Origin of the sequence: Clostridium ljungdahlii, from assembly GCF_001636845.1 — a bacterium.
Taxonomy (GTDB): Bacteria; Bacillota; Clostridia; order Clostridiales; family Clostridiaceae; genus Clostridium_B; species Clostridium_B ljungdahlii_A.
In genome coordinates, this window is record NZ_LITT01000012.1 from 1 (window position 1) to 1487 (window position 1487).

General features: G+C 30.7%; 1 protein-coding gene. It reads left to right on the forward strand.

Annotated elements, in window-relative coordinates:
* Window positions 1-139: 139 nt before the first annotated feature.
* Window positions 140-1345, forward strand: coding sequence for an ISL3 family transposase (locus tag WY13_RS07575; protein ID WP_063555093.1), 1206 nt, complete (start codon window positions 140-142; stop codon window positions 1343-1345).
* Window positions 1346-1487 lie beyond the last annotated feature (142 nt).

The following is a 1487-nucleotide window of genomic DNA, read 5'->3' on the forward strand; positions in this document are numbered from 1 at the left end:
GGTTCAACCACTACTTTTGTGAATAATTAAAAATACCATTAATTGCATTACCAATGTACTGGCAAAAAAATTGAAAAGCATCCGATATCTCCTTTATGATTATCTTGCAGAAAAAATCAAAATAAGGGGTGATTATCGAATGCCTTTAGACTTTAATTTTATAGAAAATCTAATAGGATTGCAAGATATTAAGGTAACATTTGTAGATGTAAATAATGGAGCAGTTGAAATATATGCAGAATCAAAAGCTGATTCAGCTATTTGTCCTAAATGTAATAAAACAACTTATAAAGTTCATGATCACAGAGAACAATCATATAAGCATTTACCAATCTGGGATAAAGTAACTATCATACACTTAAAGATTTGTAGATATGTGTGTAAATGTGATTTAAACCATCCATTTGATGAAGCATTTTGTTTCATCAGAAAATATCAGACTCATACTATACCATTTGAAGAGTTTATCTTTAAAATTACCTGCAAAAATACTATAAAGAATGTGGCTGAGTTACTTGGATTTAGCGATAATAAAGTACAGCGCATATTCAATTATTATGCAAAAGTTAAGATAGATACAAAGGAAATGGGACCTTTTATTTTCCTCGGAATTGATGATATAGCAAAATCTAAAGGACACGTATATTACACAGTGATATACAATCATGAAACTGGTGATGTAGCAGCACTAATTGACGGTAGAACAAAAGAAACTGTTGTTAAATACATTACAGAGAATTTTACTAAAGAACAGCGTGAAAGTGTTTTAGCTGTATCCTTGGATATGAGTAAAACTTATGCGGCAGCAGTATTAGAGTGCTTTCCTAATGCTGCCCCAGTTACTGATAGGTTCCATATATCTCAGGCCTTTCATGCAGCAGTAGATAAAGCAAGGAAGCACATCCAAAATAAAATCCGTAAGGAAGATGGTGATAAAAAGAAAGTATTTGGTATACGCTGGGCCTTCTTAAAGAATCATGAATATTTAAAAGCAGAAGAAGAACAGTTATTAGAACAAGTTTGTAGTGAATACCCAATGCTTCGCACTTGTTATGAGTTAAAAGAAGAGTTTAGAAAATTTTTTGAAATAACAAATATAGATGAAGCAAGTGTTTATATTGACTATTTCACAGCTCTTGTGGCTGAAAGCGAAATACCAGAATTACAATCTTTCTGCAAAACTCTGAATAATTGGCGAGAATATATACTCAACTATTATTATTTTTTTATAAGCAATGGTCCAACTGAAGGCAGAAATCATAAACTTAAAAACATTAAACGTAGAGGATATGGCTATCGTAACATTGATAACTTTAGATTAAGAATATGTTCTGAATGTGCCTAAATTTGGATATATAGTAACTCATAGCTCTTAACTCAAGGATACTATAATTATTTCATTTGGAAATAACGACCTTCAAATACTCATCCTTGAATATTATAAAAATAAATACTGTTTTACAAAAAACATGATTCCATATCATTGG